Source organism: Paenibacillus sp. EB106-05-06-XG162, assembly GCF_058791655.1.
In genome coordinates this window covers 566,810-591,888 of record NZ_JBYTDT010000001.1, presented here as the reverse complement: position 1 = coordinate 591,888, position 25,079 = coordinate 566,810, and the positions used below count along the sequence as shown (strand labels likewise).

Below are 25,079 nucleotides of genomic sequence, written 5' to 3'. Positions count from 1 at the left end.
CCCCTTCCTAACTTATTACACGTACGCCCTGCACAAACACATTCACCACATCAACATGAATTCCGACGATTTCATTCAGTACATACTTCACTTTAACTTGAATATTATGAGCAACTTCGGATATTTTCGTACCATAGCTGACAATAATGTATAAATCTATTTGAACCTGGTCATTCACCTTACGAATCTCAACACCACGAGCCAAGTTCTCACGGCCGAGCAGTTCAGCAATGCCATCCTTCAATTGTTTGCGCGAAGCCATTCCTATCAGCCCATAACAATCCAGAGCAGCAGAACCTGCAATGATCGCTACGACATCATCAGATATGTACACTTTTCCACTTTCCATGGTGAGTTGAATAGTCATCTCTCTTTTCTCCACTCCTTTTTGTGTATTATGGACTAATCAACATTGTACTATAATAGATAAGATAAATAAATAAAGTTTTTTAGGTGAGTTGACGAAGCAAATTTGCCTATGCTATTATATATAAGTATTGTTTTATGCAGGTGTCTCGAACAAGGAGGTGTACTCAATGTCTCGCAAATGTTTCGTAACTGGCAAATCGCCAAAAACAGGAAACCACGTTTCCCACGCAAACAACAAAAACAAACGCACTTGGGGCGTTAACGTTCAAAAAGTTCGTATTTTGGTAGATGGCAAGCCAAAACGTGTTTATGTTAGCACACGCGCATTGAAATCCGGTAAAGTAGCTCGCGTATAATAACTGATAAACTCATAAGCAAAAAGCACCTGCTCGCAGGTGCTTTTTTAAATGTAAAAAACTTTTATAAGTATCATAATTCCAGCTAGCCTATACAAAGTCTTGACTCCACCACAGGATGAAGAAGACGATACCGCAGATTAGCGCGTTACTACGCGCTAGTTCTTATGGAACGTATTCAGAATCGCCTTTACAAAGCCTCCCAAGAACTTCGGTAACTTGAATGTATAAAATTTCATACTCCACCCTCCCAACATTTTCTAAAGAACCCCCACTCCCGCACACTTATGTATCCATCATATGCGGGAACGGCATGCCCTATTCCATAGAGAATGATAAGGATAAGCCCAAATCCTAAATCGATGCAGGTATCGGATTCGTCTTCACAAATTGAATCATCGTGATCACGACAATAAAGAGGAGGAAGAATATGATCGATAGAACGACATACCAAATCCGAATCGCAAGGCGTTCATATTTACGGAAGAAATAAATCGTAATCACAAGCGCCAGCAAGGAACAGATTAAGTTCGCAGGCGACGCCATTAACGTATAAGTCCCGAGCAATATGCCCGATAATAGACTGGCTACAATTAACCACAGTGCTGTCACGAAAGTCACTCCTTACGATGTCATGCGATCTCGAATGCGTTCCATTGCTGCTTTGCGATCTTGTTGCCCAAATACAGCGCTGCCTGCAACGAGCACGTCTGCACCTGCTTGAACGACACGCGCAACGGTCTCTTCGTTAACTCCACCATCCACCTCGATATGCACATGCTGTAATCCACGAGCATCTAACATGTTGCGCAGTCTAGTGATTTTGGACAACGTGCTCTCAATGAAGCTCTGACCGCCAAATCCCGGATTCACCGTCATAATTAAGACCATATCCAGATCTTCAAGCACTTCCTCAATCGCCGATAACGGCGTTGCTGGATTCAGAGCGACGCCAGCCTTAACCCCCTGCTCTTTGATCAAGTGGATGACACGGTGGAGATGCGTACATGCCTCAGCATGAACCGTAATCCAATCCGCACCTGCCTTAGCGAATACAGGAATATATTGTTCAGGTTTCTCAATCATCAGATGAACGTCAAGTGGTAGCGTTGTATGCGGACGAATGGCATCCACAATTAACGGACCAATCGTAATATTCGGCACGAAATGACCATCCATCACGTCCACATGGATCCAGTCGGCTCCACCGCGCTCAACTTCTTTAATTTCATCCCCAAGCTTGGCAAAATCCGCAGACAAAATGGACGGAGCAATTTTATGTTTCATCGTTTAGTACCTCCGTTTCTTTTCTTTCATTTCATTGTAGAACAGCTCGTAATGCGCATACCTGCTCGCCGAAATCTCACCCGCTTCTTTAGCAGCAAGCACTTTACAGCCCGGCTCATGCAGATGCGTACAACCTCGGAATTTACACCCTGCCGCATAGTCCCGGAACTCCCGGAAGCAGTCACCTAATGCCTCAACACCAAGCTCTAAGAAGTCGAGCTGACTGAATCCCGGCGTATCCGCTACGAATCCCCCAGCAGGCAGAGGAATCAATTCCACATGTCTTGTCGTATGCTTACCGCGGCCAAGCCTCATACTGATCTGATTCGTCTCCAGTGCAAGCCCTGGCAAGAGTGCGTTAAGCATCGAAGATTTACCCACCCCGGATTGACCAGCAAAGACACTGATTTTTCCCGTCAGCTGCGCCATAAGCTCTTCCTTACCAAGTCCCGTCACAGAACTTGTTCGAATGACAGTATAGCCAATCTGTTTGTACAGCGCCTCAGCATCCTCAATCCGCGTTAACTCTCGTTCCGCAATGGAAGACACGCTAACCTCAACATCCTTCTCCGATGAAGACTCATCGAGCAAGTCTTCCTTGGTGAAGCAGATCACAACATCCAGTCCAGCATGTTCAATATGAACAAGGAATTTGTCGAGCAACTGTAGATTAAGTTCCGGTTCTTGAACCGAGAAGACAAGAATCGCTTGCTCCACATTGGAGATCGGCGGACGGATCAGCTCCGAAGAGCGAGGGGAGATCGCATCGACCATCCCCTCCCCGTTCTCCGTAAGCGTATATTCAACGTAATCGCCAACAAGCGGCGACTCGCCTCTTTTCTTGAAAATCCCGCGCGCCCGGCATTGAATGAGCTCACCTGACGCTTCAATGTAGTAATAACCGCTTAATGCCTTAACAATTAATCCTTGAGGCATATTCTCGCTCCTATTCTTCGAATGGCAGCATCCCTCCGCTTCGATTGTGTGGCTTAGTCATCATTATGTTTGTCTTTCTTATCTTTCCCATTACCATGGCCGTTGCCATTGCCATTACCGTTTCCATTGTTCCCCGTATCGAAGCTGCTGTCGGTCCATTCGTTGGTCGTCGTTCCATCCGTAACAGGGTCCGTGGTTGCAGGGACATCGATTTGCGGAATCTGAACCGTTCCATTCTTCGCATCAAAGTAAGAGACAGGATACGAATCAAGGAACTCTTTGTTCCGATAGACATTAACGACACCATCTTTATTCGGGGCAAGCACGAGATCGATGGCAAACGTCTGAACATGTGAAATGGTCTGAGCAGGACCCCATTCAATATTTTCTCCGCGAGCATCGGAATAGACAATCCGAATGGAGCTCTTCTTGCCCTCTTCAACTGGTGCAACCGGCAGATTGAATGTGTATTCAATCGCTTCCGGCGGATAACCTGAGCTCACGTAGATCATGACCTCTGAATTTGGCTCGACCTTCTCTTTCGGTTCATACGGCCATTGCTTGAATACTTCGCCTTTCGGGAAGTAGCTCGGCTCGCGCTTCACGCCGCCTGATTCCGCTGCAAGCTTAAACCCACTCGATTGGATTAGCGCCTTCGCTTCCTCTTCTGTTTTGCCAATCAAATTCGGCATCGGGAGCGCCGCACTGCCCTTACTAACCGTTAGGCGTACTTGCACCTGCGTGAGGTCACTATCCGTACCAGCTTCAGGCGTTTGCGCGAACACAAGGCCCGCTGCCACATTATCATTATTTTCTTCCACTTTCGTAATCTGGCTCTCCGGCACCTTCAGATCGATTAGCATCTGACGTGCTTCCGTATACGATTTATTGGTCAACCCCGGCATCTTGAATGTTGGAACCCCTTCGCTGACCGAAATCGAGATCGTAGAGCCTTCCTTCACCTTCGTGCCTTCCGGCTTACTCTGCTCGAATACGATCCCTTTCGCGAAGCCTTCCTTATTCACGCGGTTGACCGGCTCTTCGATGTCAATCTTCAGATCCGACAACTGCTTCCTTGCCTCTTCCTCCGTAAGATTCACGAGGTTCGGCAGCGTTACCTCCGGGACATAGACAAGCTTCTGCACGTACAGCACGACCCCGAGCATAATCGCAAGAAACACGACAGTCGCTCCTACCCAAACGGCTGGCTTCACCCACTTCTTCTTGGGCTCTGTACGTTCGTTCTCCTGCTCTTCTGTCTCTTCTTTCACTTCACGAGCAATCGGAGCTGCAGCTTTCTTCGGCGCAATACGATCCGGCTTAATGGCAGGAATAACACGTGTCTTCTGCTCATCGATAAATGCATCGTCTTCGAAGCCAATCTTCTTCTCGAACCGACGATCCGCTGATAGGCTTGTATCCAGATCTGCCATCATTTCTTTGGCCGATTGATAGCGTTCCTGTGGATTCTTGCGCATCGATTTCAGTATAATGTTCTCTACACTCTGCGGAATCAGAGGATTGACCACGCGCGGCTCCTCGAATTCATCTTGCAGATGCTTAAGCGCAACACTGATCGGGCTCTCACCAAGGAATGGCAGACGCGCAGTGAGCATCTGATAGAGCACAATCCCAAGCGAATATAAGTCCGACTTCGCCCCTGTAGCAACGCCCTTTGCATGTTCTGGCGAGAAGTAATGCACAGACCCTAGCACCGAACCTGCATGTGTAATCGTAGACGAGGTCACAGCACGAGCTATCCCAAAATCCGTCACCTTCACACGGCCATTTTTGCCAATAAGAATGTTATGCGGCTTGATGTCACGGTGAATAATCTCGTTATGGTGCGCATGATCCAAAGCATCACAGATTTGCATCGCAATATGTATCGCTTCTTCGGCCTGGAGCGGCGCCTTCTCTTTAATATACTCATTTAAATTCTGACCTTCGACGTATTCCATCACAATATAATGAATGTCTTCTTCTTGACCTACATCATAGATACTTACAACATTCGGATGTGATAAGGCTGCCGCTGACTGGGCCTCCCGACGAAACCGACGAATAAACTCCTCATCATGGACGAACTCTTGACGCAAAATTTTAACGGCTACGTTACGTCCTAATAATAGGTCCTGGGCTTTATAGACAAGCGCCATACCGCCGCCGCCTACTCGTGTTAGTATCTCGTATCGTCCGCCTAGTTCATGACCAATCATTCCGCCCACCCCCTTACTGCGCTGTCGTTAATTCTTGATGTCTGTTCCAATAGAACAACTGTAATATTATCTTCGCCGCCCGCTTGCAGGGCTAATTGAAGCAGTTGATCCGCTCTCGCAGCAAGAGAGTCTTGTTCCGTATTGACGGTACGCTTCATTTCATCTTCCGTAACGCGATTGCTTAACCCATCGCTGCACAGCATAAGCGTATCATGCTCAGTAAGTGCGACAGGGATTAACTCTACGGACACATGGGGGTCCGTTCCTAATGCACGAGTCACAACATTTTTCATCGGATGATGCTGCGCTTCTTCGCTGCTAATCTGACCCTTCTTCACCAACTCGTTCACGAGAGAATGATCTTCTGTCAGCTGTTCGATCACATCTTCATTTATTTTGTAGACGCGACTATCTCCAATGTGACCGATCATGCCCTTCAGACCATCGAGAAGGACAGCCACGATCGTCGTCCCCATATTATGATACTTCCTGTCTTGCGAAGCGAGTTCGTAAATCACGCGGTTCGCTCGCAGAATCGCTGCAGCTAGCGCATCTCCTAATTCTTCAGCAGAAAGCCCCGAACGGAGCGACAGCAATTGCTGCGAGACCGTCTCAACGGCTAGCCTGCTCGCGGTGTCCCCCGCTTGATGACCACCCATTCCATCTGCAACAATTGCGAGTGTTACCCCGCTATCCAGAGCTTGTACCCAAGATAGATCCTCATTGACTGTTCGAACGCGCCCAACATCGGAACGCTGTACCATATTCATGGCTCTCACCTCGCTATTTGGCTTCCAAATGCTTCGCCCGCAATTGTCCGCAAGCCGCTGCGATATCATGTCCTTGTTCGCGACGAATGGTCGCATTAATTCCTTTACGCTCTAGAATCCGTTGGAATTCAAAAATATCATTACGCGGTGTTCTTACGTAGTTGCGCTCAGGCACGTGGTTAACAGGAATCAAATTCACATGGCAGAGCATGTCCTTGATCACATCAGCAAGCTCTTCCGCATGTTCAGGACGATCGTTCACACCGCCAATGAGGGCATATTCGAACGTAATTCTGCGTCCCGTCTTCGCCAAATAGTAACGAAGTGAATCCATAACATCAGTGAATGGGAATCTGCGATTCACCGGCATGAGCTTCGAGCGAAGTGCATCATTAGGAGCATGGATGGAAATCGCTAGATTAATCTGTGTATTCTCGTCCGCAAATTTATAAATATTCGGTACAATGCCACTTGTCGAGACAGTGATGTGACGCTGCCCAATATTAAGACCTTTCTCATGAATCATAATACGTAAGAACTTCATGGTCTCCTCATAGTTCTCGAAAGGTTCGCCTGTTCCCATAATCACGATACTGCTTACGCGTTCATCGCGGGTATCGAGAATTTTCTGAGCTTGAACGACTTGCGCAACAATCTCGCCTGCAGTTAAATCTCGTTTCAATCCACCTAGGGTTGAAGCACAGAACGTACAACCGACACGGCAGCCCACTTGCGTCGTGACACACACGCTATTCCCGTAGTTGTGCTTCATCACAACCGTCTCAATCGCATGTTCATCGTGTAGGCCGAAGAGGAACTTCACCGTACCGTCCTTGGATTCAAACTTCGTAATTTCTTTTAAGGTTACAAATTGAAACTGCTCTTCCAGTTTATGCCGGAGTTCTTTGGACAAATTACTCATTTGTTCAAAGTTATCTACGCGTTTCACATAAATCCAATCGAAGATTTGAGCCGCTCGAAATACAGGTTCCCCGTTCTCCTTGGCCCATGTTTGCAGTTCTTCAAGTGTAAAATCATAAATAAATGGTTTATCCAATTTTTCTCACAACCTATTCAGTCCATTTTCTACTTAGTTTATCTCATTCGTCCTATTTTAACATAAATAACCCCCTGGCTAAAGAGGGAGGAATTTTTCCAAGAAAGTAATCACCTCTTACCCCCTCGCTCAATATGATAGGTATGGGTGAATGACCACGTCAGAGACGGAAGAGGTGAATAGTGATATGGCTGTCGTCAAAGCAAATTCCGAAGATATAAAAGTACTAGCACGACTCCTGCGAGCAGAGGCAGAAGGTGAAGGTGAACAAGGCATGTTGATGGTCGGCAATGTTGGAATTAACCGAATTTTAGCTGACTGCCTTGATTTCTTGAATATTCGCAGTATCAACGATATGGTCTACCAAAGTCCTGGCGGATTCGAAGCTGTCCAGAAAGGATACTTCTATCAAAAGGCACGCGATAGAGACATCCGACTCGCCCAAAGAGCAGTTAACGGCGAACAAATATGGCCGGCAAGCAATGCCTTATGGTACTTCCGTCCATCAGGGGACTGTCCACCGACATGGTACAACCAAGAACTAAGCGGCAGATTCAAATTGCATTGCTTCTATATCCCTGAGGGAGAAGTCTGCCCAAAAGTCTATCGTTCACGTTAACACCTAACAAGAGATATTATTTGAGGAGGAATAGAACGCAATGAATTATGTTTATCGAGGATCAGTAGGAAATTATGGATATATGATGCCAGCTCCCGCTCCAGCACCAGCAGGAATCCCCATGCCGCAAAGCACCATGCCCGGTTATCCCGCTGCCGCTCCAATGAACCCTGGAATGCAAGGAATGCAAGGAATGCAAGGAATGCAAGGAATGCAAGGAATGCAAGGAATGCAAGGAATGCAAGCGCAAGGGGCAGCACCTGGTACGCCCGTCGGGCCTATGACTGCCACAACCGGTGCCGTGATTACACCATCAGGGACGACAGTAGCTCCACCTCAATACGAGCAATCTTATGTAGAGAATATCCTTCGTATGAACCTCGGCAAAACCGGTACATTCTACATGACATATGAAAATAACTGCGAATGGAACGCCAAAATTTTCCGCGGCGTCATCGAAGCAGCAGGGCGCGATCACATTATCATCAGCGATCCGACAACAGGACAACGCATTCTCATGCTGATGGTGAACCTCGATTATATAACTTTTGACGAACCTCTCAACTATACGTATCCGGGCGTGATTGGCAACCCGACTCGCTAATTCACGAGCAGTTTATATATTTACAAAAGAACCTCCCGCTCCCACAAACCTGTGGAATAGGAGGTTCTTTGATGGATTAGGATTTGCGTTTCATGAATCTTGCGATAAAAAATCCGTCCGAATGGAACTGATGCGGTAGAATCTGAATTAGATTCGCAGGCTCCCCAGTCTTCTCGCAAATATCGAGCCAAGCCGGACTCGCCGATTCTTCTCCAGCCCAAGTGAAGTCCGGGTGCCGGTCAAGGAAAGCCTCCGCCATACGAACATTCTCTTCCGGTTCAGTCGTACAGGTGCTATAGACGAGAATTCCGCCTGGACGAAGAAGAGATTGAACTTCATCGAGCAGCTGCGATTGCAGCGCTGCAATCTGTTCCACTTCTTCCGGCTTCTTTGCCCATTTCAAGTCTGGTTTACGCCGAATTACGCCAAGTCCTGAACAAGGAGCATCGAGCAGAATGCGGTCGAAGGACGCAGGCTTCAGCTGCTTAGCCAAAGATAACGCATCGCTCACTCTCGTCTCAATCGACCCTAGCTTCAATCTGAAGGCTTGTTCCGCAATCAGCTTCTGCTTGTGTGGATGTACATCATTCGCCAAGACATGGCCCGTATCATTCATCAGCTCTGCAATATGCGCCGTTTTGCCGCCTGGGGCCGCACAGCAATCCAATATTTCCATTCCAGCTTCAGGATTCAGCGCTTCGGCAACAAGCATCGAGCTCTCATCTTGCACCGAGAAGAGTCCATCTTTGTACCAATCCGTCAAAGCCATATTGCCGCCGCTATCAACCACAATGCCTGCAGGCGATATCTCGGACGGCCGTGCATCCATGCCTGCTGACGTCATCGCTTCGAGCATGGAATCCCGATCCGTCTTCACACAATTCACTCGAACACTTACATGTGGTGCTTCATTGTTCGAAGCACACATCGCAATGGCAGCTTCTTCACCATACTGTTGGATCCAACGTTCTACCATCCATTCCGGATGCGAATAGGAGAGCGCGATACGGGCAACACGATCCAACGATTCAGGAATGCTAAGCGATTCCTTATTACGCAGCACATTCCGTAACACGCCGTTCACCATGCCTGAGATCCCTTGATGACCTTTGCGTTTAGCAATGTTCACCGCTTCATTCACGGCCGCATGCGGTGGAATCCGATCGAGGTAATAGATCTGATAGAAGCTTAGGCGCAGCAAATTTCGTACCCAAGGCTGCAGCTTCGCAAGTCCTTTGCTAACGAATGAGCTTAAGAAATAGTCAATGGTATTCAGTCGTTGAATTGTCCCATAGACCAATTCCGTAGCAAATCCAGCCTCCGTACGCTCTAGCTGCAATTTCTGGAGCGATTGGTTCAAGAGCAGATTGCTATAAGCGCCCTCCTGCTCCACACGGGTCAAGACATCAAGTGCAACTTCACGAGCAGATACCTTTCTTTTCGCCGCCCCACTCACGTTAGTATCGTTCCCTTCGTCATTTTCCCGCCGCGCACAAATTCCGCAGCATCCATTGCTTTCTTACCAGCAGGCTGAACTTGCGTCAGAATGATCGAACCGTCTCCTGTCTTCACTTCAATGCCATTCGGATCGCAGGCAAGGACTGTGCCCGGCACAGCATCCGTAGCGCTCGCTGACACACGGCATGACCATACCTTGAACACTTCATCCTGCCAGAGCGCGAACCCACCCGACCACGGAACAAGACCGCGAACTTGGTTGAAAATGTCTCTCGAGCTGCGTGACCAATCAATTCGCTCATCTTCACGCGTCAAATTCGGCGAATACGTAGCGAGTGAATCATCCTGCTTAACGGCTTCGATGCGTCCAGCAATCAATTCAGGCAGCGTCTCTCGAAGCAGATTCGCTCCAGCAATACTGAGCTTCTCGAACATCGTGCCCGCCGTATCCTCGTCGGTAATCGGCACCTCGACGCGCGAGATCATATCCCCCGTATCCAAACCTTCCGCCATATACATAATCGTAACACCGGTAACTGTCTCCCCATTCATAATCGAACGTTGGATTGGCGCTCCACCGCGGTATTCGGGCAGAAGCGAACCGTGTACATTAATGCAGCCTAATCGCGGAAGATCCAAAACCGCTTTGGGTAGAATTTGTCCATACGCAGCCGTTACGATCAAATCAGGTTGCAACTTGGCAAGCTCATCGACCGATTCAGGACTACGAAGTTTCATCGGCTGGAGCACAGGAATACCGTTCTCAATCGCTACTTCCTTCACAGGGGTCGGTGTTAATAACCGTTTTCTACCCTTTGGCCGATCCGGCTGTGAGACGACTGCCGCTACGTTATATCCTTCGCTTAATAACATTTGAAGTGCTGGAACGGCGAACTCCGGCGTCCCCATAAATACAATTTTCATTTAATTCTCCTTGCCTTTCCGTTCGGTAGTGTCGTAGAGTTTCTCGGCAAGCTCTGTGAACAATATCCCATTCAAATGATCAACCTCGTGCTGAAAAGCGCGTGCCAGCAGCTCCGAGCCTGTAATAATAATTTCTTCGCCATGACGATTCAATCCCTTCACCGTAACCGTCATTGCACGACGAACATCACCATTGATTCCAACGATGCTTAGGCACCCCTCTGAACCGAATTGCTCGCCTTCTTTGGAAAGTATCTCAGGGTTAATCATTTCAATCAACCCATGCTCATCACCACAATCAACCACAATAACACGCTTAAGGATGCCCACTTGCGGCGCAGCTAAGCCAACCCCATCCGCATCATACATCGTCTCTGCCATGTCATCGATCAATTTAATAATTTTAGGCGTAATCTCCGTTACTTCTTTTGCACGTTTATGCAGCACCGGATCTGGCTCTTGCACAATAACTCGAACGGCCATCACAGCACCCTCCTTCATTCACTTTTCTCTATCTAGTCGTTACATTAACATTTGGGGATCGACATCCACACTGATAAGCAGTTGTTGTCCTCTGACATGTTCATCGAACTCCGCGGAAATCGCGCGTACAAGCTGCACGGCATCAACGTTCCCCCGATATTTTAACATACATTGAAATCGGTATCTATTCTTGATCCTCGGCATCGGCGATGCAACGGGCCCGAGCAATTCGAATGCATCTTCCGAAGGACTATCCAGCGCCTGACTCCATCCGTGTGCAATCGCTTGTTCCCTCACGCGTGTCGCGAAATTCTCACTCATTCGAACCAGCAAAGGAAGCTGTTCATGCGAGAACGTAATCAGAATCAGATTGCAATAAGGCGGATAGGCCCGCTTCCAGCGATGCTCCAATTCATCCCGAGCAAACGCCTCAAAATGATGCTCCGATGCATGTTGAATAGAATAGTGCTCAGGCGTATACGTCTGAATGAATACTTCCCCAGGCAGGTGATGACGGCCTGCGCGGCCTGCTACCTGTGTTAACAGCTGAAAGGTACGTTCCGCTGCACGGAAATCCGGAATGTTCAGCGCCGAATCTGCTGTGATGACACCGACCAGTGTCACATAAGGAAAGTCAAGTCCTTTGGCAACCATCTGTGTGCCTAAGAGAACATCGGCCTGACGATCTCGGAACTGACCGAGCAGCTTTTCATGGGAGCCTTTCTCCGTCGTCGTATCCACATCCATCCGAATGACTCGAATACCTGGGAACAGCTTGGAGAGCTCTTCCTCGACGCGCTGCGTACCGGTGCCGAAATAGCGAATATGCTCACTCTCGCAAGAAGGACATGTCTTGGGCGCTTTCTCGGCATGACCGCAATAGTGGCAGCGTAAGTGATCCGACTTCTGATGATAGGTCAAGGCGATATCGCACTCCGGACATTGAGCCACGTATCCGCAAGTCCGGCACATGACAAAAGTCGAATACCCGCGCCGATTAAGAAGCAGGACCATCTGCTCCTGCTTCTTGAGGCGGTCTTCAATCGCTTGATATAGCGGACGACTGAACATCGACCGATTGCCGTTCTTAAGCTCTTCACGCAGATCTACGATATGAACCGTCGGAAGATCTCTCCCGCCAACCCGCGTCGGCATAGACAGCAGCCGCATCGGAGCTTGATCATCGAAGCCCGGCAAAGGCTGCCCTTCAACGGCAGCACGATAGCTCTCCAGCGAAGGCGTAGCCGAACCCAAGATGACGACAGCCCCTTGCTGCGCAGCTCGTTTTACTGCCACATCTCGAGCATGATACTTCGGACTCTCTTCTTGCTTATACGAAGTCTCATGTTCCTCATCGATAATCACAAGTCCAATTTGTTCGAATGGCGCGAATATCGCTGAACGCGCACCAATCGCAACCTTCACCTTGCGCTCGCGAATTTTGCGCCATTCATCATACCGCTCACCATGAGAGAGTCTGCTATGCAGCACGGCGACTAACGCGCCAAATCGGCTCTTAAATCGTTCCACCATCTGCGGCGTAAGGGAGATTTCCGGGACGAGTACGATGGCTTCACGGCCCTGGGCGATACAATGCTGAATCGACTGCAAGTAGACCTCCGTCTTCCCGCTTCCAGTAACACCGTGCAGCAAGAACAAATCATGTTCGCGTGTGTCTAGCGATGCCTCTATCCTATCATATACGTGCTGCTGTTCTTCGGTGAAACGCATCGGCTCCGATTTCTTGAACCGACGATCCGCATAAGGATCACGGAACACTTCCATCTCCCGGATTTCCACATAACCTTTATCTTCAAGCCCTTTAATCGTTGAACTCGTCGTATGCAGCTCTGTGAGCAAATCCGTCATGAGCATCGGCTGCCAGGTCTGCATGAGGAACTCTAAAGCTTCCTTCTGCCGACGGGCCTTGGTTGGGAACGAAGCGAGTATCGCTTCCGCTTCTTCTTCCTCGATCTTTAAGAGCACCGTCTTCACTTTCTTCTTCGCGACACGGTCTTTGATGGATTGCGTCTCGATTAAGTACCCTTGCTTTAGCAGGCGTTTGATCAAGTTCTCATGCGCGGGGAACATCGAGGTCACCTGTTCAAGCTTCATCGGCCCTAAACGCTCAACGGTCTCAAGCACACTGCGTTCCTCTGGAAGCCACAGCAATTCATCATCCTGATATGTCTCCGAGACATGCAGCACGCGCTCAACCTTGCCTTTCAGCGCGGTTGGTATCATCGATTGCAGTGCGGCAATATCGTGGCATACATACTTTGCACTCATCCAAGCGCCCAGCTCGATCAAATCGGGGGATAAAGGAGGAACGAGATCCAAGAGCTCCTGAATATATTTCATGCGACTTTTATTCACTTCTAATGACTCATCCGATGTGAACCCCACCACAAAACCTTGCACAGTTCTTGGTCCGAATGGCACCCCGACCCGGCTGCCGACTTCAATCCAAGGCTCCATCGTATCCGGAATCATATAATCAAATGGCCGATTGGTCTGCTTACTCGGCACATCGACAATCACTCTTGCATAACGTGTCAACCGCGTCCACCCGCCAACCGTTCAGAGACGATGCGGAGTAGACGATGCGCAACTTGATCTTTGGACATTTGCGGTAGTGCTTCAACAAGACCCTGACGGTCATAGATATGAACAATATTCGTATCCACACCAAATCCGGCGCCTTCCGCAGTCACATCGTTTGCGACCATAAGGTCACAGTTTTTCCGCGATAATTTATCAAGCGCATAGCGCTCCACATCATTCGTCTCTGCCGCGAATCCAACGACGAACTGTTGCGTCTTACGTCTCCCAATTTCCTGCAAAATATCTTGCGTACGCTCAAGCTCCAGCGTCAACCGTTCATTGGTCTTCTTCATCTTGCTGGATTCCATTTTCGCAGGACGATAATCCGCGACTGCTGCCGCTTTGATAATAATATCCGCTTCATCCATCCGTTCCATCACACGATCGTACATGTCTTGTGCTGACATCGCCCGAATGACCTCGACACCTTCCGGCGGAGGCCCATCCGTACTTGCTGCGATCAACTGCACATGCGCACCCAAATCCCGTGCTGCACGCGCAATCGCGTATCCCATTTTGCCGGAGGAATCATTCGTAATGTAACGAACAGGGTCAATCCGTTCAACCGTCCCCCCTGCTGTTACGATCACTGTGCGACCTGCTAACAGCAATGGCTCATCCTGCTGCGTCGCCGCACGATGCTGATCCGCGAAGAAGCGCTCGATGAAGTGGAATATATCCTCGGGTTCAGCGAGTCTTCCTTGTCCGACGTACCCGCAAGCAAGTTGACCTGTCCCCGGCTCAATAAACAACACCCCGCGTTCTTCGAGCACTTTCATGTTATGAACCGTTGCAGGATGCTGATACATGTGTACATTCATTGCAGGGGCAACAACCACAGGAGCTGTCGTTGCAAGCAATACATTCGTTAACATGTCATCTGCCAGGCCATACGTCATTTTAGCCAATGTATTGGCTGTTGCGGGTGCGACTACGACTAAATCTGCCTCGTCAGCGAGATGAATATGAGATACGACGGACGGATCGCGCTCATCGAACGTATCCGTGTATACCGGGTTGCGTGATAACGCCTGCAATGTCAATTCCGTCACGAAATGTTTGGCAGACTCCGTCAAGATGACATGGACGTTCGCACCATGCTGCACGAGTCTGCTGCATAGCGTAATTGCCTTATACGCTGCGATACCTCCGCTAATCCCTAGAATAATCTTCTTTCCGTTCAACATGGGTATCCCCCCTTATCAATAAATAGAATTTGGCATCTCAATCCAACGAAACTTCATAAATTCTGTTTTAGTGAGAAAAACCTTTATCGAAGTCCTTCAAAGATGAGCGACCGCGTTTAGAGGTAGTTTTTATCGCCAAATAGAATTTTACGTTTCCATTTAGAGAATTTCATAAATTCTATTGTGGTAAAAAAATAACAACCTTTCGGTTGTCGAGGAAGAACGAGCCTTATCTTTATAATTCGTGATTAATCTCTAGGTTCAGCGTTCCGCTCAATTTGAACAAAATCACCGTAGATCTCTTCAAGCGCTGTTCCTACGAATTTGTGGGATTTCGGATTGCGAAGATCAGACTTGGATCCGTCTCTTAATTGTCTAGCCCGACGTGAAGCTGCAACGACTAGCGAGTATTTGCTGTCCACTTTGTTCATCATTTCATCGATCGAAGGGTATAGCATTTGAACACCTCATTCTTTTCTAATAAAAATCCAATAAAGCCTTGGCGCTATTATTCTTTCGGGATCTTACAATGCTCAGCGGTAATAATCGAATCAATCCGTCTGCATGCATGTTCGATCTCGTCGTTGACAACGGCATAATCATAATACTCAATCATATTGATCTCTTCTTCTGCTACAGACATCCGATGATCAATCACGGTATCATTCTCAGTGCCACGACCTTTGATACGATCCTTCAACTCATCCAAGGAAGGCGGCAATAAGAAGATGAAGACTCCTTGCGGGAAAGATTTTTTCGCTTGCAAAGCACCTTGAACTTCAATCTCAAGGATAATATCTTTGCCTTCATTGATTGTCTGCTCGACGAAATCGCGCGGTGTTCCATAATAGTTCCCCACATATTCAGCATACTCGAGCAGTTGGTTATGCTCAATCATATCCAGAAATTGCTCGCGGGACTTATAGAAGTAGTTCACACCTTCTTCTTCACCCATACGCGGCTGACGCGTCGTTGCAGACACGGAATAGATTAGATTAGGCATCTTTTTGCGCAGGGCGGTACATACCGTACCTTTACCTACACCAGAAGGGCCGGATAACACAATTAATAAACCTTTACTCATAGTATTCTCCATCTCATTCGTCGTTGTCATCATCCTTGGTCGAGAGGCGATGCGCTACAGTTTCAGGTTGTACTGCAGATAGAATAACGTGATCGCTATCTGTAATAATAACCGCACGCGTACGGCGACCATAGGTTGCGTCAATCAGCATATGCCGATCGCGCGCTTCTTGAATAATCCGCTTAATTGGCGCGGACTCTGGGCTTACGATCGAGATAATTCGATTCGCGGATACGATATTCCCGAAACCGATGTTAATCAGTTTGATAGCCATTTCTGGTTTCCCCCTATAATAAATGCATTATTCCATATTCGCGACCTGTTCACGAATTTTCTCCAGTTCGGCTTTCATGTCAACCACACGATTTACAAGCGCAAGGTGATTCGCTTTCGATCCAATCGTATTCACTTCACGATTCATTTCTTGAATTAGAAAATCCAGCTTACGTCCTATCGGCTCATGCATCTGTAACAAAGTACGGCATTGCCCGAAATGGCTCTTGAGCCGAGTCAATTCTTCATCAATATTGCAACGTTCTGCGAACAGGGCTAATTCCATACCGAATTTATGCTCATCGAATTTGAAGGTGGCATCCTGCAAATCCGCTAGCCGCTGTCTTAATTTCGTTCGGTATTCGGAGACGACGGTCGGGGCGAGGTGGACAAGTTCTTGATGAATCGCCTCTAAAGTGGTCAATCTAGATCCTGTATCTTCTGCGAGATGGTGCCCCTCTCTAGCACGCATCTCACATAATCCGTTCAGTGCTTCTTGTAAGCCAGCTACCAAATGCTCCTCGACTTCTTCGTTCACAAGCGTCGAATCCTCACGCGCAACGAGAACATCAGGCATCTGCATCAGTTGATTCAATGTTAACGTATCCGTGAATCCGAATCGCTCTCGAAGCGCACTAGCTGCTTGCACATAAGAATGTGCTGCAGACCAATTGATATGCGGTGCATTGAGAGCATCTTCTTCCTTCTCTTTGTTGATAAAAATATCAATTCGTCCACGTCCAAGACGGTGCTGGACGATACGTTTCAGTACATCTTCGTAGCATGTCCATTCCCGCGGAAGACGGATAACCGTCTCACAGTAGCGGTGATTAACGGATTTAATCTCGATCTGCACTCTATAGCCGCCAAAATGTCTCGCGGAATGACCAAATCCTGTCATACTGAAAACCATTGGGACCACATCCATTACACTATAATAATTGATTCTAATAATCGTTACAAGTATGCGTTCAAAAAGTCTGCTTTTGAGTTTCCTCTACATAGTGGATTGGAGCACTGAGGCTTTTTCCCAGACATACGACGTCAACGTAACACTCATTTCATAGAACATGAACGGTGTCATGAAGTAGATTCCATTAAACCGCGGCATCGCAGTATCGAGCAATTCCTTCGCAATCTCGATACCTACTTTTCTTCCCTCTTCCCCTTCCAGGCCAGCCATCCGTTTGAGAACCTCATCAGATAACTGAATTCCTGGCACTTCATTATGAAGATATTCGGCATTGCGTCCGCTTGCAAGCGGCATAATACCAATGAATATCGGAATATCCAGATGCTTCGTGGATTCATAGATTCGTTCAATTAATGCTGGATCATAGACAGGCTGTGTCATAATATAATCCGCGCCAGCTTCAATCTTCTTCTCAAGGCGTTGTACAGCTTTATCCAAGTATTTTACATTCGGATTAAACGCTGCGCCTATGATAAAATTCGCTTTCTGTTTCAGCGGTTTCCCAGAGAAAGCAACGCCTTCATTTAATTGTTTGATCATACGAATAATCTCAAAAGAAGTTAAATCATAGACCGAGCTAGATCCCGGTAAATCGCCAAATCGTGCGGGATCCCCTGTGACGGCGAGTACATGATCAATATCTAATGCATCGAAGCCCATCAGATGCGACTGTGTTCCAATCAAATTACGGTCACGGCATGCAATATGAATGAGCGGGCGCAATCCCGTCTCTACCTTAACTTTATTGCCGAGGGCCATATTACTCATACGTGTAACTGCAAGAGAATTGTCAGCTAACGTCAACGCATCGACCCTCACATCCTTCAAGGCCGCTGCACCCTTCATGAATTTCGTGATGTCCAGATCACGCGGAGGATCTAGTTCAACGATGACCGTATGACGCTGCTTGACAAGATCCACAATGCTAGGATTCCCCGTTGTACCCGCAGGAGGTTCTACAACAACTTGTTTGGCCGCAGACACGCCCGTGCTGGACGGACCCTTCACTTGTACATTTCCTTCCGCGTTCGGTACGAATCCAACAAGCGCCTTTGCAATCGCTTCGACATGCGCCGGTGTTGTTCCGCAACATCCACCGATAAGCTGTACGCCCATATTCGCGAACTTGATGGCGCATTCACCGAAATACTCCGGAGAAGTCATATACATATATTTTCCATCAACATAGTCAGGAATACCCGCGTTCGGGAACACGGAGATCGGCAAATGGTAGAATCCTTGAATTTTTTCAACGGAATGAAGAATTCCTCTAGGACCTGTATGGCAGTTAAATCCGATAACATCCGCACCTGCAGCTTCAATAATCTTGAAAGCTTCTTCTAACGAGAACCCGTCCATCGTCGTACCGCCGGCTTCCACAGCAAATTGGCAAATGACCGGCAGATCACTTAATTCTCGCAGCTTCTCGAGCGCAATCTTCATTTCTTCCACATCATAGAAAGTTTCTAATAGAATCCCATCGACACCTTCTGCGAGCAGCGCACGAAACTGCTCTTCGAAGCAATCTTGTAAATAATCTACTACAATATTTTTACGGCGACCGGCACGAATCGGGCCGACAGCGCCTACGACATAAGCCGATTCCCCCGCAGCTTGACGCGCGATACGAACGCCGGCACGGTTAATTTCTTCCACTTTGCCTTCGAGGCCGTATTTGGATAATTTATCAGCATTCGCAGAGAAGGTATTCGTCTCTACGAGCTGCGCTCCCGCTTGAACATACTCCCGATGAACATTCTCGATAACGTCCGGGTGGAGCAGATTCAACTCCTCATAGGAAATGCCCACAGGAAAACCCATGTTGTACAAATAGGTCCCCATCGCTCCGTCACCTACGAGAATTTGCTGCTGTAATGCTTGACGTAAATCAATCTTCATGAACCCCACCCCATTAAGTTTAAGTAAACCTACTGTATCATAATTCATATGAAAAAATAAGCACAAAATGACCCCACACAGGGCGGCCTTGACTTCGAAGCTGATTCAAGTACTTTATGAGGACCCCCAAAATCAACCATTCAATAAACAAAAAAATGCTCCTTTCGGAGCATTTTGGACGTCATCTTTCAACGTTCATCGGTTTGAATTATAACATTCCGTCGAACACCATCGCCGCAGGTCCCGTCATATACACATGATTGTCTGTCTCATTCCATTCAATATGCAAGTCGCCGCCTTTGAGCGAAATAACAGCTGTCCGGTCCGTTAATCCATTCAGCACCGAAGAGACGAGCGTCGCACAAGCACCTGTCCCACAAGCAAGCGTAGGTCCCGCACCGCGTTCCCATACACGCATATCCACATATTCCTTCGATTTCACGGTCGCGAACTCTACATTAATCTTCCGCGGGAAGAACGAATGCACCTCAAGCTTCGGCCCCCATGACTCTAGATCGAAGTTCACGGCATCATCTACGTAGATGACACAATGCGGATTGCCCATGGATACCGCTGTAAAATGAAATGTCTGACCATTGACCTCAATCGGCTCATTCACCACTTGCTTCGCATCAATCGTCGTCGGCACGAGCTTGCCGTCAAGAATCGGCGCACCCATGTCTACACGAACACGAGAGACGGTATTCGTTACGGGATCCACTTCAAGCTGCAGCGGCTGAACGCCAGCGCCTAACGTTTCTATTGTAATTCCATGCTGATCTGTCAGACCGCGGTCATATACGTATTTTGCAACACAACGAATAGCATTGCCGCATTGCTCTGCTTCAGTACCGTCAGAGTTCATAATTCGCATCCGGAAATCCGCCCGTTCAGAAGGCAGTATGTATACAAGTCCATCTGCCCCGATCCCGAAAAATCGATTACACGTCTCTATCGCAAGTTCTGATGCGTTGCTAGGAAGCTCCTGCTCCCCAGCAACGACAATAAAATCATTCCCAAGCCCATGCATTTTCGTGAATTTCATTCTATAGCACTCCTCTACTTCAACCATTTCCATAAGCATATCTTAGAGGCTGCGCCGAAGTGGATTCACTTTATGCACGAATGTTTGTACTTTTTATGAGCGGACTGCGTTTCTGTGTTGGCGTTGTCTTCCGCGGCTTACCGCCCGTTAATACACTGCCAATCCCCATGACGAACGTCGGCACGCCAGCGGCAACAAGGGTAATGGCCCAGTCTCTCAGATCCAGCGGCATTGTCTTGAATACGGGCTGCAGAGGTTCGATATAGAGCACAGCGAGCAGGAGAACAATCGATGATAACACAGCCAACACCAGATAACGATTCTGCAAAATATTACGGTGGAAGATGGAGCGTGAACTGCGGCAGTCAAATACATGGATAAGCTGTGCCATGACGAGCGTTGCGAAGGCAACGGATTGCGCTTTGACGAGCTGCGCCGCGCTGTTCGGATCCACTCGCAGCGTCAACCAGAACGCAAGAAGTGTGAATACGCCGATCAAGATCCCGCGACTAATAATTTTCCACCCTAATCTTCTGGCAAAAATATTCTCTTTCGCACCACGCGGTTTCTGCTCCATCAAATCCTTCTCTGCCTGATCCACACCCAGTGCCATCGCTGGCAGTCCATCCGTCACGAGATTGACCCAAAGAATCTGAATCGGCACGAGTGGCAGCGGGAACCCGAGCATCATGGCGATGAACATCGTTAAGATCTCCCCGACATTCGATGCGAGTAAGTAGCGGATGAACTTACGAATATTCTCATAGATACCTCGGCCTTCCTCAATGGCAGCCACAATTGTCGAGAAGTTGTCATCACTAAGAATGAGCGCTGATGCTTCTTTCGATACGTCGGTTCCTGTGATCCCCATGGCAATTCCGATATCGGCCGCCTTGATCGCAGGCGCATCGTTCACGCCGTCGCCCGTCATCGCGACAACATGGCCTTTCCGCTGCAATGACTTCACGATACGAAGCTTATGTTCAGGTGATACCCGAGCGTATACGTAGGTATCATCCACCTTCTGATCCAAATCATCATCAGACATATTCGCTAATTGCTGCCCTGTTAGAAGCAAGCCGCCGCGCTGAATAATACCCAGTTGATTCGCGATGGCCTCCGCTGTCGTCTGATGGTCACCCGTAATCATGACCGTCTTAATGCCTGCTCGGCGGCATTTGGAAATCGCATCACGAACTTCTTTCCTCGGCGGGTCAATCATCCCTGTTAATCCGACGAAAATCAAGTTGCACTCCGCATCATTTTCATTTGCAACTTCTTCATAAGACCTGACTTCACGGTAAGCCATCCCGAGTACACGGAGCGCTGACTTCGCCATGCCTTCATTCGCTGCGAGCACCTTCTGCCGAAGGGTTCCAGTGAACGGCACGACTTTACCATCCCATAAAATATAAGCGCATTGTTCGAGCAGCATATCCGGTGCGCCTTTCGCATAAATCAACTGCCCTCCTTGATGTTTGAGCTGCACAGACATCCGTTTTCGTTCCGAATCGAATGGGAATTCACAGACCCGCTCATACATTCCGTATAAGGATTGCTGGGTCACGCCCGCCTTCGAAGCAAGGACGACCAGAGCACCTTCCGTTGGATCGCCTTTGATTTCCCACGTTGATGTGGATTCTTCCTTCACCTTTTTCTTCTGTTTCTCCGAACGATAAGCCTCTGCGAGGGACGCATTATTACAGAGCGCCGCGATCTGCATTAATCGGCGTAAAGCCTGATCATTTTTGAGATCGACTGCCTTATTATCCTCTAGGATATGACCAATCGGTTCATACCCTTCACCAGACACTTGCAGCAAGCGGCCTCCAAGCCACATATGCGTGACGGTCATTTTATTCTGGGTGAGCGTACCCGTCTTATCCGAACAAATGACGGAGGCACAACCTAAGGTCTCTACAGATGGAAGCTTACGGACAATCGCTTTGCGCTTAATCATACGTTGTACGCCAAGTGCCAGGGCGATCGTCACGATCGCTGGCAGTCCTTCTGGAATCGCAGCAACCGCCAAGCTAACCCCTGCAAGGAACATGCCGTAGGCCGGCTGACCATGCATAATGCCCGCAATCACGACCATCACCGTTAGACCTAAAGCAACGACAATCAATATTTTACCAAGCTGCTCCAGCCGATGTTGAAGCGGCGTCTCCATGCTCTCGGTTTGCTGAATCAGATCGGCAATTTTACCCATTTCGGTGTTCATTCCAGTACGTACTACGATCCCTCGGCCTGTACCCCGTGTGACCATCGTTCCCATGAATCCGAAGTTTCGCTGATCTCCAAGCGGAATACTCGCTTCATCAATCGGAGAAGCATGTTTATTGACTGGCACGGATTCCCCAGTTAATGCAGACTCTTCCACATCGCAGCTATTCGTCTCCGTCCAGCGAATATCCGCTGGAATCCGGTCTCCACTCTCAAGCAGAACCACATCGCCTGGCACCAGTTGATCTGCAGGAATCTGTATGACTTCGTTATCACGAAGCACATGCGCTGCCGGTGCGGATAGCTTCTTGAGCGCACGCAAGGAACGCTCCGCTCGAAATTCTTGGACAAACCCAAGAATCCCGTTAATGACAATGATCGCCACAATCGTGATCGCGTCCAAATATTCGCCGAGCAAGCCAGAAATCAGTGTGGCTCCCATTAGCACGAGCACCATGAAATCTTTGAACTGGTTCAAGAAGAGCGCAATCGGCGAGACTTTCTCCCCTTCCGACAACTCATTCGGCCCATGAATCTCCAGGCGTTTGTTCGCCTCAACCGAGGACAGACCACTGCTTCCATCCACACTTAATGCTTGTTGCAGCTCCTCTGTATTCATCTGGTGCCACATTTTCTGTTCCATGTCCCTTAATTCCCCTTCCGCGCCATAATCCAAGGACTCTCACAGCATGCGTAACTGCTTTTCCAGTCCTTTGAACAACCCTCTACTGTGGTAAATGTATTCAGACAAGCCAGAAATTATCCCACTTCCTATTAAGTTTTTCCGCAAAGTATGGCATCATAGAGAGGTACGATTGACTTCCTTGAGAATGAAACAAAGGAATAGAATGGAGAATGTATTATGGCATTAGACGGTATCGTTACACGTGCCATTGCCTCGGAATTATCCCGATGCATCGGTGGGCGTATTAATAAAATTTATCAACCAACGGAACGTGACTTAGTCCTGCAAATTCGTGCGCAGGGCGAAAATTTCAAACTGCTCTTATCCGCCAATCCTACATACCCTCGTGTGCAATTTAGCGATCAGCAATTTCTTAATCCGCAAGAAGCGCCGATGTTCTGTATGCTTATGCGCAAGTATTGTGAGAGTGGGATCATCGAATCTGTGGAACAAGTTGCATTCGAGCGCATTCTGCATATCACGATTCGGCAACGGAATGAGCTTGGCGATGAGTCGACGAAGAAGATCATTATTGAATTAATGGGTCGTCACAGCAACATTATCTTGGTCGATCCTACGACAGGTACAATGCTTGACGGCATCCATCATGTCACGCCTGCGATCAGCAGCTATCGGATTGTTATGCCAGGATTCGGGTACACGGAGCCGCCGCAACAGCATAAGCTGCATCCGTTAGAGGTCAAGGAAGCGGAATTCAAATCGGTTATGACTCTTGACCCTGTGGTCGACGAGCTGGAAGCATCTGTAGAGCGAAAAGGGACATCATCCTACGCTTCGCGTCTCGTCGAACAATTCAGTGGGATTAGTCCACTCATTGGCCGCGAGATGGAACATCGCGCTTCACAGGCGGGCGAGGGCATAGAACTCGATGCACTATGGCAAGCTTTCTCGGCGATTATGAACGATGTTCGCGAGATGCATTTCAGTCCCTGCATAGCCGTAGATGCGAAAGGCAAGATGTTCTTCTCCGCCATTCCGCTGACATCGATCAGCGATCAGCATCGGTCATTCCCATCGATTAGCGCTTGTATGGAAGCTTTCTATGGGGACAAAGCTGAACGTGATACCGTCAAGCAACGCGTCAGCGATCTCATTCGTTTCCTACAGAATGAGAAGAACAAGAACATCAAGAAGATTGATAAACTGCATGAGTCGATAGAAGAAGCCAAGGACGCCGACCAATATCGTGTTCAAGGGGAATTGTTATTTGCTTCCCTCCATGCCGTGGAGAAAGGAATGAAAGAAATTGAAGTCGTCAATTATTACGACGAAAATCAAGAAGTCATTCGCATTCCACTGGATCCGCTGCTCGGCCCTTCCGAGAATGCACAGCGCTACCTCAAACGGTATAACAAATTTAAGAACAGCCTTGCAGTCATTGAAGAGCAGCTCAAAATAGCGGCGAACGAAATTAAATATATGGAGCTCTTACTGCAGCAGCTTGAGCATGCTTCCTTACGTGATATCGATGAGATTCGAGAGGAATTAACCGAACAAGGGTACTTGAGGGATCGTTCGAAGAAAAAAGGCAAGAAGAAAAAGAACGATAAACCAACTGTACAGTGCTACACTTCTTCAGAAGGCATAGCAATCTATGTCGGCAAGAATAATATCCAGAACGAATATGTGACCAATCGGCTTGCAGGGCCGGGAGACACATGGCTGCATACCAAAGACATTCCAGGCTCCCATGTCGTCATTCGGAGCAGCGAATTCGGCGATTCGACCTTGGAAGAAGCAGCGATGCTCGCAGCGCACTACAGTCAAGCGAAGTCTTCCAGCATGGTGCCTGTCGATTATACATTAATAAGGCATGTACGGAAGCCAAGCGGCGCAAAGCCTGGGTTCGTTATTTATGATCACCAGAAGACGCTATTCATTACACCCGATGAGGATAAGTTAAAGCAGCTGTCTTATGTATTGAAAAATAGCTAAATAAGCATAAAAAGAAGCTCCCACGCACTTTTTTCGAGGTTGTGGAAGCTTCTTTTTCGATATAA

At 48.2% G+C, this 25,079-nt stretch carries 24 protein-coding genes; 4 read left to right on the top strand and 20 right to left on the bottom strand.

Features of this window, described 5'->3' with window-relative positions; all coding sequences use genetic code 11:
• Nucleotides 1–7: 7 nt before the first annotated feature.
• Nucleotides 8–367 (bottom strand): Asp23/Gls24 family envelope stress response protein, encoded by a 360-nt coding sequence (locus tag AC3WU2_RS02385; RefSeq protein WP_314584144.1) that lies wholly within the window; start codon nucleotides 365–367, stop codon nucleotides 8–10.
• A 169-nt stretch (nucleotides 368–536) separates the two neighbouring features.
• On the opposite strand from AC3WU2_RS02385, the gene rpmB reads away from it, so the two are divergent.
• A complete protein-coding gene (rpmB, locus tag AC3WU2_RS02380; protein ID WP_018756532.1) occupies nucleotides 537–725 on the top strand; it encodes a 50S ribosomal protein L28 in 189 nt (62 codons plus the stop codon).
• A 158-nt stretch (nucleotides 726–883) separates the two neighbouring features.
• Here rpmB and spoVM read toward each other — a convergent pair whose 3' ends face one another.
• From spoVM to rlmN, 7 genes are all read right to left on the bottom strand, one after another.
• Nucleotides 884–964, bottom strand: a complete 81-nt coding sequence (gene spoVM / locus AC3WU2_RS02375; RefSeq protein WP_018751565.1) for a stage V sporulation protein SpoVM — start codon at nucleotides 962–964, stop codon at nucleotides 884–886.
• A 115-nt stretch (nucleotides 965–1,079) separates the two neighbouring features.
• Nucleotides 1,080–1,337: a hypothetical protein gene (locus AC3WU2_RS02370; RefSeq protein WP_018756533.1), complete on the bottom strand. Its 258-nt coding sequence runs from the start codon at nucleotides 1,335–1,337 to the stop codon at nucleotides 1,080–1,082.
• A 12-nt stretch (nucleotides 1,338–1,349) separates the two neighbouring features.
• Complete coding sequence (gene rpe, locus AC3WU2_RS02365) at nucleotides 1,350–2,012, bottom strand: ribulose-phosphate 3-epimerase (RefSeq protein ID WP_018756534.1); 663 nt, start codon at nucleotides 2,010–2,012, stop codon at nucleotides 1,350–1,352.
• Between the two features lie 3 nt (nucleotides 2,013–2,015).
• Entirely contained in the window at nucleotides 2,016–2,948 is a 933-nt protein-coding gene (rsgA, locus tag AC3WU2_RS02360) for a ribosome small subunit-dependent GTPase A (RefSeq protein ID WP_492450920.1), read from the bottom strand.
• Nucleotides 2,949–3,001: 53 nt separating this feature from the next.
• Nucleotides 3,002–5,167: a Stk1 family PASTA domain-containing Ser/Thr kinase gene (gene pknB / locus AC3WU2_RS02355; RefSeq protein ID WP_492450918.1), complete on the bottom strand. Its 2,166-nt coding sequence runs from the start codon at nucleotides 5,165–5,167 to the stop codon at nucleotides 3,002–3,004.
• Nucleotides 5,164–5,937: a Stp1/IreP family PP2C-type Ser/Thr phosphatase gene (locus AC3WU2_RS02350; RefSeq protein ID WP_492450916.1), complete on the bottom strand. Its 774-nt coding sequence runs from the start codon at nucleotides 5,935–5,937 to the stop codon at nucleotides 5,164–5,166. Before AC3WU2_RS02350 ends, pknB begins: the two co-directional genes overlap by 4 nt.
• Nucleotides 5,938–5,950: 13 nt before the next feature.
• Nucleotides 5,951–6,994 carry a dual-specificity RNA methyltransferase RlmN gene (gene rlmN, locus AC3WU2_RS02345; protein WP_492450914.1) on the bottom strand — a complete coding sequence of 348 codons (1,044 nt, stop codon included), beginning with the start codon at nucleotides 6,992–6,994 and terminating at the stop codon, nucleotides 5,951–5,953.
• Nucleotides 6,995–7,181: 187 nt separating this feature from the next.
• On the opposite strand from rlmN, the gene AC3WU2_RS02340 reads away from it, so the two are divergent.
• Both AC3WU2_RS02340 and gerQ read left to right on the top strand, forming a co-directional pair.
• A complete protein-coding gene (locus tag AC3WU2_RS02340; RefSeq protein WP_492452159.1) occupies nucleotides 7,182–7,613 on the top strand; it encodes a cell wall hydrolase in 432 nt (143 codons plus the stop codon).
• Nucleotides 7,614–7,851: 238 nt separating this feature from the next.
• Entirely contained in the window at nucleotides 7,852–8,217 is a 366-nt protein-coding gene (gerQ, locus tag AC3WU2_RS02335; protein ID WP_314585022.1) for a spore coat protein GerQ, read from the top strand.
• A 76-nt stretch (nucleotides 8,218–8,293) separates the two neighbouring features.
• On the opposite strand, the gene rsmB is transcribed toward gerQ, so the two are convergent.
• The 12 genes from rsmB to AC3WU2_RS02275 all read right to left on the bottom strand — a co-directional run bounded on the left by rsmB (nucleotide 8,294) and on the right by AC3WU2_RS02275 (nucleotide 23,016).
• Nucleotides 8,294–9,673, bottom strand: coding sequence for a 16S rRNA (cytosine(967)-C(5))-methyltransferase RsmB (gene rsmB, locus AC3WU2_RS02330; RefSeq protein ID WP_492450912.1), 1,380 nt, complete (start codon nucleotides 9,671–9,673; stop codon nucleotides 8,294–8,296).
• Entirely contained in the window at nucleotides 9,670–10,599 is a 930-nt protein-coding gene (gene fmt / locus AC3WU2_RS02325) for a methionyl-tRNA formyltransferase (protein ID WP_492450910.1), read from the bottom strand. The genes rsmB and fmt overlap by 4 nt, the downstream gene beginning before the upstream one ends.
• On the bottom strand, nucleotides 10,600–11,082 hold the full coding sequence (gene def / locus AC3WU2_RS02320) for a peptide deformylase (protein ID WP_314584160.1): 483 nt from the start codon (nucleotides 11,080–11,082) through the stop codon (nucleotides 10,600–10,602). It abuts the gene before it with no gap.
• Between the two features lie 39 nt (nucleotides 11,083–11,121).
• Entirely contained in the window at nucleotides 11,122–13,641 is a 2,520-nt protein-coding gene (gene priA, locus AC3WU2_RS02315; protein ID WP_492450908.1) for a primosomal protein N', read from the bottom strand.
• Entirely contained in the window at nucleotides 13,638–14,873 is a 1,236-nt protein-coding gene (gene coaBC / locus AC3WU2_RS02310; protein WP_492450906.1) for a bifunctional phosphopantothenoylcysteine decarboxylase/phosphopantothenate--cysteine ligase CoaBC, read from the bottom strand. The genes priA and coaBC overlap by 4 nt, the downstream gene beginning before the upstream one ends.
• A gap of 248 nt (nucleotides 14,874–15,121) precedes the next feature.
• A complete protein-coding gene (gene rpoZ, locus AC3WU2_RS02305; RefSeq protein WP_018756546.1) occupies nucleotides 15,122–15,331 on the bottom strand; it encodes a DNA-directed RNA polymerase subunit omega in 210 nt (69 codons plus the stop codon).
• A gap of 50 nt (nucleotides 15,332–15,381) precedes the next feature.
• Nucleotides 15,382–15,957, bottom strand: a complete 576-nt coding sequence (gmk, locus tag AC3WU2_RS02300) for a guanylate kinase (RefSeq protein ID WP_492450903.1) — start codon at nucleotides 15,955–15,957, stop codon at nucleotides 15,382–15,384.
• A 13-nt stretch (nucleotides 15,958–15,970) separates the two neighbouring features.
• Nucleotides 15,971–16,231, bottom strand: a complete 261-nt coding sequence (gene remA / locus AC3WU2_RS02295) for an extracellular matrix/biofilm regulator RemA (RefSeq protein ID WP_005548256.1) — start codon at nucleotides 16,229–16,231, stop codon at nucleotides 15,971–15,973.
• A 27-nt stretch (nucleotides 16,232–16,258) separates the two neighbouring features.
• Nucleotides 16,259–17,143: a YicC/YloC family endoribonuclease gene (locus AC3WU2_RS02290; protein WP_492450901.1), complete on the bottom strand. Its 885-nt coding sequence runs from the start codon at nucleotides 17,141–17,143 to the stop codon at nucleotides 16,259–16,261.
• An 84-nt stretch (nucleotides 17,144–17,227) separates the two neighbouring features.
• Entirely contained in the window at nucleotides 17,228–19,102 is a 1,875-nt protein-coding gene (locus tag AC3WU2_RS02285) for a bifunctional homocysteine S-methyltransferase/methylenetetrahydrofolate reductase (RefSeq protein ID WP_492450899.1), read from the bottom strand.
• Between the two features lie 208 nt (nucleotides 19,103–19,310).
• On the bottom strand, nucleotides 19,311–20,147 hold the full coding sequence (dapF, locus tag AC3WU2_RS02280) for a diaminopimelate epimerase (protein WP_492450897.1): 837 nt from the start codon (nucleotides 20,145–20,147) through the stop codon (nucleotides 19,311–19,313).
• A gap of 70 nt (nucleotides 20,148–20,217) precedes the next feature.
• The gene (locus AC3WU2_RS02275; RefSeq protein WP_492450895.1) at nucleotides 20,218–23,016 is read right to left on the bottom strand and encodes a calcium-translocating P-type ATPase, SERCA-type; all 2,799 of its coding nucleotides are present in this window, start codon (nucleotides 23,014–23,016) and stop codon (nucleotides 20,218–20,220) included.
• 219 nt (nucleotides 23,017–23,235) lie between these two features.
• Between AC3WU2_RS02275 and AC3WU2_RS02270 the strand changes: the two genes are divergently transcribed.
• Nucleotides 23,236–25,014, top strand: coding sequence for an Rqc2 family fibronectin-binding protein (locus AC3WU2_RS02270; RefSeq protein ID WP_492450893.1), 1,779 nt, complete (start codon nucleotides 23,236–23,238; stop codon nucleotides 25,012–25,014).
• Nucleotides 25,015–25,079 lie beyond the last annotated feature (65 nt).